General features: G+C 36.4%; 9 protein-coding genes. All 9 read right to left on the reverse strand.

The features are described from left to right. Window positions 1-216 precede the first annotated feature (216 nt). Window positions 217-726 carry a DinB family protein gene (locus tag V7097_RS25270; RefSeq protein ID WP_335706403.1) on the reverse strand — a complete coding sequence of 170 codons (510 nt, stop codon included), beginning with the start codon at window positions 724-726 and terminating at the stop codon, window positions 217-219. A 635-nt stretch (window positions 727-1,361) separates the two neighbouring features. After that, complete coding sequence (locus tag V7097_RS25275; RefSeq protein ID WP_335420962.1) at window positions 1,362-2,246, reverse strand: alpha/beta hydrolase; 885 nt, start codon at window positions 2,244-2,246, stop codon at window positions 1,362-1,364. A gap of 67 nt (window positions 2,247-2,313) precedes the next feature. Then, a complete protein-coding gene (locus V7097_RS25280) occupies window positions 2,314-2,907 on the reverse strand; it encodes a TetR/AcrR family transcriptional regulator (RefSeq protein ID WP_335420964.1) in 594 nt (197 codons plus the stop codon). 440 nt (window positions 2,908-3,347) lie between these two features. Further along, window positions 3,348-3,845, reverse strand: coding sequence for an SRPBCC family protein (locus tag V7097_RS25285; protein ID WP_335706404.1), 498 nt, complete (start codon window positions 3,843-3,845; stop codon window positions 3,348-3,350). Window positions 3,846-3,847: 2 nt separating this feature from the next. Then, window positions 3,848-4,186 (reverse strand): ArsR/SmtB family transcription factor, encoded by a 339-nt coding sequence (locus tag V7097_RS25290; RefSeq protein ID WP_335706303.1) that lies wholly within the window; start codon window positions 4,184-4,186, stop codon window positions 3,848-3,850. Between the two features lie 181 nt (window positions 4,187-4,367). Further along, window positions 4,368-4,784 (reverse strand): hypothetical protein, encoded by a 417-nt coding sequence (locus tag V7097_RS25295; protein ID WP_335706405.1) that lies wholly within the window; start codon window positions 4,782-4,784, stop codon window positions 4,368-4,370. Between the two features lie 139 nt (window positions 4,785-4,923). Then, window positions 4,924-5,394, reverse strand: a complete 471-nt coding sequence (locus V7097_RS25300; protein ID WP_335706406.1) for a DUF1648 domain-containing protein — start codon at window positions 5,392-5,394, stop codon at window positions 4,924-4,926. 140 nt (window positions 5,395-5,534) lie between these two features. Continuing rightward, the gene (locus V7097_RS25305; protein WP_335706407.1) at window positions 5,535-5,765 is read right to left on the reverse strand and encodes a hypothetical protein; all 231 of its coding nucleotides are present in this window, start codon (window positions 5,763-5,765) and stop codon (window positions 5,535-5,537) included. A gap of 150 nt (window positions 5,766-5,915) precedes the next feature. Next, on the reverse strand, window positions 5,916-6,110 hold the full coding sequence (locus V7097_RS25310; protein ID WP_335706408.1) for a nucleic acid-binding protein: 195 nt from the start codon (window positions 6,108-6,110) through the stop codon (window positions 5,916-5,918). Window positions 6,111-6,224: the final 114 nt, after the last annotated feature.

A 6,224-nucleotide genomic window follows, 5' to 3' on the forward strand; every position in this document is an offset into this window, starting at 1 on the left:
CCCGTTAGTTGAAGAAGAAGTTTTATTTAATTCTCTTGTTGCTTTTTCTTATACATTTCTTTTAGTACATCTGGTCCAGGGATATTATTTAATATCTTTATTAGGGGTAGCGTCAGAAAAATGCAGATTTACAACGTTAAGGAAGTTTCAATATTAACAAACCTAATTTTTCAGCAATAAATGAGAAATTAGGTTTTTTCATTAATAGAAAAAGACTTATAAGTATTTATCACTAATCACTTTCATATGGTGTAACTCGTGCCCGACAATGCCATATGCAATGGTACCTACCGAAACTGGGCTGTTCATTACAGTTCCATTACGAACCCACGCTGCATCATCAATGGTTGAAATAAGGCTTAACGTGTTGGAGCGTACCGTGTCTAAACCAGCTAGTAACTGCTCCCAGGATAATTTGTTGAAGTTTGCCGCAGAAACGTATTGATCCTGATCCATTGCTGGGAGTGGTGCACTTTCATTTCGTGCAATGGCAAGCATTCGATACGACATCACACGTTCCGAGTCGGTCATATGCCCAATCACTTCTTTTAAAGTCCATTTCCCTGGTGCGTACGCCTTCCTTGCTGACTCCTCTGATACGCTGCTTAAGAGGGTAATGGTCTTAGTTCGTTGCTTACTAAGTATTTCTTCAATATCTCCATCTGGCACAAGACTAACATACCTATAATGCTCTGGATTTTCAATAAATAATGGTCGTGGACGCATAAGAATCCTCCTCATAGGAATAGTTAATTATGGTTCTAGGCTAATATTCGACTGCCAAGAAGAGATTTCCTTTATTTTTGATATTTAATTTCAATACCGCAAAATAATTGCAAATTAAACAACTTTATTATCTCTGTACAACTGATTTATGCAGTTAACATAATACAGATAATAATGGATTAATTCACTTTTTATTCCACAAACCTGCCCCTTAACTTCAACAAGAAAAAGCTGCCCTTATGACAGCTCTAATCTTCAACTATCGCTACCCGTTACTTGAAGAAGAAAAATGATATTTTATAGTTGACCATTTAGCTTAGACCAATATTTTAGACCTTCCATTGCTCTTTCTATATCACTCATATCATCTTCTCCAAGTGTATTATCAAATTTCTGTGACAATATCTATCGAATCTTAGCCAGTCTATGAGTAACTTTCCACTCATCAATGAAATGTGTTGTTTCAGCGTAATATTCCCGTTCTTTTTTCTTATTCATTTTGCCATTATCACAGATAGTTTATTATAATAACCTAACAAATTACTATCTCCTTTTTTCTAATATTTTTATTAAGCCTTCTTCTTTTATAATCCTACCCGTGTTAGGTTAATAGTTTCCAGCTCAATAATTTTTCTCTAGTTTTGTTTCATAATATTGTTAGATAAGTTCTCTTTCAGAAATGGTAATACCGTTTTCCAAAACTGGGGATCCTTTTCGGAACTACGATGACCTCTACTTTCCACATAAAGATGTAGAATATTGACATAACCCAAAATATAATCTAATTCAGTGCTTGGGACGTAATCATCCTTTTTCGAATGAATCATGAGAATCGGAGATTTTCTATTTTGAATTGCTTGCGGAACCATGAACTCCCTTAATTCCTTCCTAGATATCCCAGCTCGAATAAACATAATCTTGGCCATGATAGGGCCTAGGGGGTAATAAGGCAATTTAAAACGTTTTAAACTTGCCTTCATAATCGTACTAAATTGAGAAGGTGCAGAATCAGACACTACTGCATTAATTCCTAGGTCCTCCTTATTGGCTATAATACTACCGAAACCACCAAATGAATGAGCTAATATACCAATTTGATTCGGATCAATGTCAGTTCTCGACTTCGAATATTGAATTGCAGCGATACAATCGTCTCGGAAAATTTTAACTGTTAGAGCTTTAACAGAATCGCTTTCACCATGACTTCGTACATCAAAAAGCAATAACGAATAACCAGATTGATACAAAGGTTTTACATATCTCAACATTCTTGCTCGATTGGCCCCCCATCCATGAACCAAAATAACAAGCGGAGCCTTCCCATAATCTTTCGTTTCTGAAGGAATGAACCAACCTTTGACTTCATCAGTCCCACTTATGAACGATATATCCTCATAAGGAAGATCAGGTGTTATCGTTACTGGTACTTTCTTTGGGGTTTGGCTAATCACAGCCAGTTTCCATATTATTGTAGTCATTATTCCTAAAATTAACATACCGATTACTATCCATAAAACCATGTCCTATCACTCCTTGGATTTTGCAACTCCAAAAAAACCGAACGGTCTGTTTTTTGAGCAAAAAAATTTATGTAATACGAAGGTTTTCAATACTATATGTCATATGTTGTATGGCATTTTTCATGTGGGTATTCGAATTATATAACTTACTCATCATAACTGCTCCTTCGACTGTTGACGTAATTAACGAGGCAAATGACTCTACATGTACATTCGGTTTTATTTCACCTTTCTTAATCCCCTTACGGATGATGTATTGGATAAGTCTTAGCCACTTCGTCATAGCTACCTGTACTTTTTCTTTTAAAATTGGATTGGTATCATCACTCTCTACCGCCGTGTTTAAAATCGGACAACCACCTTTTAATGGTGGATTTTCAATGATATTCTCATATACAGAAATTAGCCCGATTAATTGATCAATACTTGAGTCTTTCCCTTCAATGGCCTTGGCGTAGATTCTCGTCATGACTTCAATCGCATAGTCAAAAGAGGCAATCGCTAGCTCCTCTTTACTATTAAAATGATTATAAATACCCCCTTTTTTCAAACCGGTCGCTTTCATAATATCAGTGAGCGAAGTTCCGAAATACCCCTTCTGATTAAAAACGTCAGTAGCAAGAATAATAATTTGTTGTTTTGTCTTCTCACCTTTTTTCATCATAGCACCCCATTATTGATTAGCATGAAAGTAACATTTTTTAACGAATCAATACTTTCATATACGCATAGCGTAACTGTTCTTCTGTCTTCACCAAAGCTTCACCAATCAGTAAGTTTTCTTTCAAACCGAACGGTCTTTTTTAGAATATCACACGGTAATAATATTATCAATGTTTTCTTAAAAATTAGTTACATTAACACTCTTTTCCAGAAGTAAATAACAGTTATTATACCAATCCCTAGTGTCATCCCAGACTAAAAAACCATACACACCTTTCACTATCTCTTTAAAAAATGTTTTCATCTAAGCACTCCTGATAAATTAGCTTTACTAAGTAATATTCTTTTATTATTTGTTAATTCCTTCTTTCACTAAACTGCCCCTATAGTTGAACAAGAAAAGAGCTTTACCCTTGTTGGAGTAAAGCACCCGTTTGTTTAATTATATTTTTTCACAATATTGTCGAGCGTATCGGACCAGCCGTCGTACACGTACTGATCGCCGGGGTGACCTGCGAATCCGCGCAGGTGAAAAATCATCTCGGTGCGGTCCCCGTGTTCGATAAGGGTTAGGTTCACGACAGGGGAGTTCTCGACGGGAGCATCGGGGTAGCCCCAGGTGAAAACGAGTCGTTCGAATGGTACGACCTCGAGAAACACACCTCCGGTTGGATACTCCTCGCCGGTCTCGATGTTGACCATCGTATAACGGTAGCGTCCTCCTTCGCGAACGTCGAAGGAGATGGTCTCTAGGGGTGTCGAAGGCAACCAGTCGGCAAGTTCCTTCTCCTCGGTCCAAGCGCGCCACACGAGCTCGCGGCGGGCATTCAGGATGCGGGTAATGGTAAACTCCGGTTCAGATGTGGGCATGTTCGTTGTTCCTCCTTTGTGATCATTTGACATGTTCATTGTTCCTCCTTTGTGATCATTTGACATGTTCATTGTTCCTCCTTTGTAATCATGGTTTTGAGGTGTTCTTCCAGTGCGTCGAAGCGCTGGTTCCACTCACGGCGGTGCTTCTCGACCCAGGCTGATACCTCATCGAGAGGCTCGGTGCGCATAGTCAGGGTCCGCCATTGGGCGTTTGTTGTTCGTTCAATCAGCCCTGCTCGCTCCAGCACTTTGAGGTGCTGGGAGATCGCGGGTGCGCTTATCTCGAAGAGCTCGGCGACCTCCCCAACTGTCGCGGCCCTCTGTGACAGCCTGGTCAGGATGTTTCGGCGCGTCGGATCGGCGAGCGCAGCGAAGATGAGGCTGAGTGTGTCCTTCGTAGTCAATTAAGCAACTCCTTAATTAAGTGTTTAGTTAAATATATTCCACAATGTGTATTCATGTCAAATATTTTTTTTCATATTTTACCACATGGACGAATGAATTATTTAACTATTCTGCCCTTTGCTTGAAGAAGAAAGAGCATTACTGCTGTTCAAGTAATGCACCCGTTAGTAAAAAATGCCCTTAATCTTCTAATAAAGATTTATATTCTTCGATATCATCAAATTTTGTTGAAAAATATACTGGAGTATCACTGACATTTTTCATTTTAATTGGTTTACCATCATTTAGTTTTTTTAAGAAAATATCAAAGGAGTTATCGTTATTTACTGTAATTTCAAATTCTTGCATATCCCCATTAATTTTATATACACCATTTTTTAATTCTTCGTAGGTTCCTTTATCTACTTCCCTGTTATTAATGTATTCAATAAAACTATTAGTATCTGGTTGAAATGACAACTGAACAAAATATCCGTTTACATTTTCACTTTGATAGCCACCTTTTATTACAGGGATTATGTTAGATGATGTACATCCCCCTAATAATAAAACAAAAACAGTTGCTAAAAATAACATAACCAATACTTTATTAATCATAAGAAATTCTCCTCCTAAAAAATAGCTAACCTAACAATATATTTCTAACACCAGTTTAAAGATGGAAAATTCAGAAATACTTTGTTGAACTATTCTGCACCGTTAGTTCAATAATATATTGAATTAATTTAGATAATATCTAGTATTTCAATGTTGATGCCCAAATTAAAAGATAAATGGGAGCAATAAAACAAATAGCCAAAAGAGTGAGCGAGATTATAAAAGGTAGACTAGAATCGATTCCGACTGAATATCTTAGCAATGCTTCGTTACCTAGTATAAAGGATATTAAACTAAGATTTTGAATCAGTATCATTACTTTTCCAGTTCTTGAAAACTGAATTTCTTTATTTGCTTCAGTTAAATTGATATAATTCAATTTTTCTGGCTTTTTAACTAATAAACCAATAAGGAACCAAATGAAAATACCCAAAATAGGCATTATATACAGGATGTATTTCGGACCCCAGTTATCTGGTGTGTCGTTAGTAAAGTGTATTGCGATACGTTCGGGAATATCTGCCCAAATGTAGAATAACTTAAAAATATGGTAGCAAAGGATAGAAATTGAGATTATAACAAGAGTTACTTTAAAATGTTTCATTTTCATTTTCATCACCTTTCATACTTAAAACTTTATTGCACAATCCTGCCCCGTTAGTTTAATAACTTCAACATAAAGAACATAAAGGTGCGTAACCCTTCTTGGATCAAAGCACCCGTTTGTTTAAGTACATTTGAAACCAACAGTTATCCAAAGTGATTATGAAACCACCAAACAATAAGAATCATACTCACTATTCCCCAAGCTGTGGTACTCACTATCCACCAAATTATGGATTTATCTTTTTTTGTACTTTCCTCGTCTTCCATATTTGCTGTTATAAAAGCGAGCTTACTTTCCATACCTTTTTTCATAGAAGTGAGAACAGCAAATCCGATTATTATGAAACCAATAGTTATCCAGAGTAATAAGTCCACCTTTTATACCTCCCTTTTTTGTGAATTACTTTTCTTTCAATCTTCTTTATTCAATTATCCTGACCGGTTACTTGAATAAGAAAAATGCCTTGCCTTCTTGTTGAAGAAAAGCACCTATTTGCTGAACAGGAGTCGAATTTGGAAAAGTAATTATACAAACTTTTTATAATCATCTATATAGAATGAAACATACCCACAATTAGGACAAACTGCTGCTTTTGGCTTTGCTGAGATATTGTTAAATAATCCTTTCCCTTTTTTGCTTATTTTAATGCCATACATAACGCCCTCAACCTTCACACTACAGTCTAGAACCATTTTTACGTTGCATTGGTAACATTTCATTCACTTCTACACCACCGTTATTAGGTACTTTGATCTGTTAGTTTTTTATACGATTTAATAAAGGTTTAGGTTTCAAAATAGATCATACCTCTTACACTAACCTGCCCCGTTCGT

The sequence above is a fragment of the Bacillus sp. JJ1562 genome (assembly GCF_036962705.1).
Lineage (GTDB): Bacteria > Bacillota > Bacilli > Bacillales > Bacillaceae_L > Ferdinandcohnia.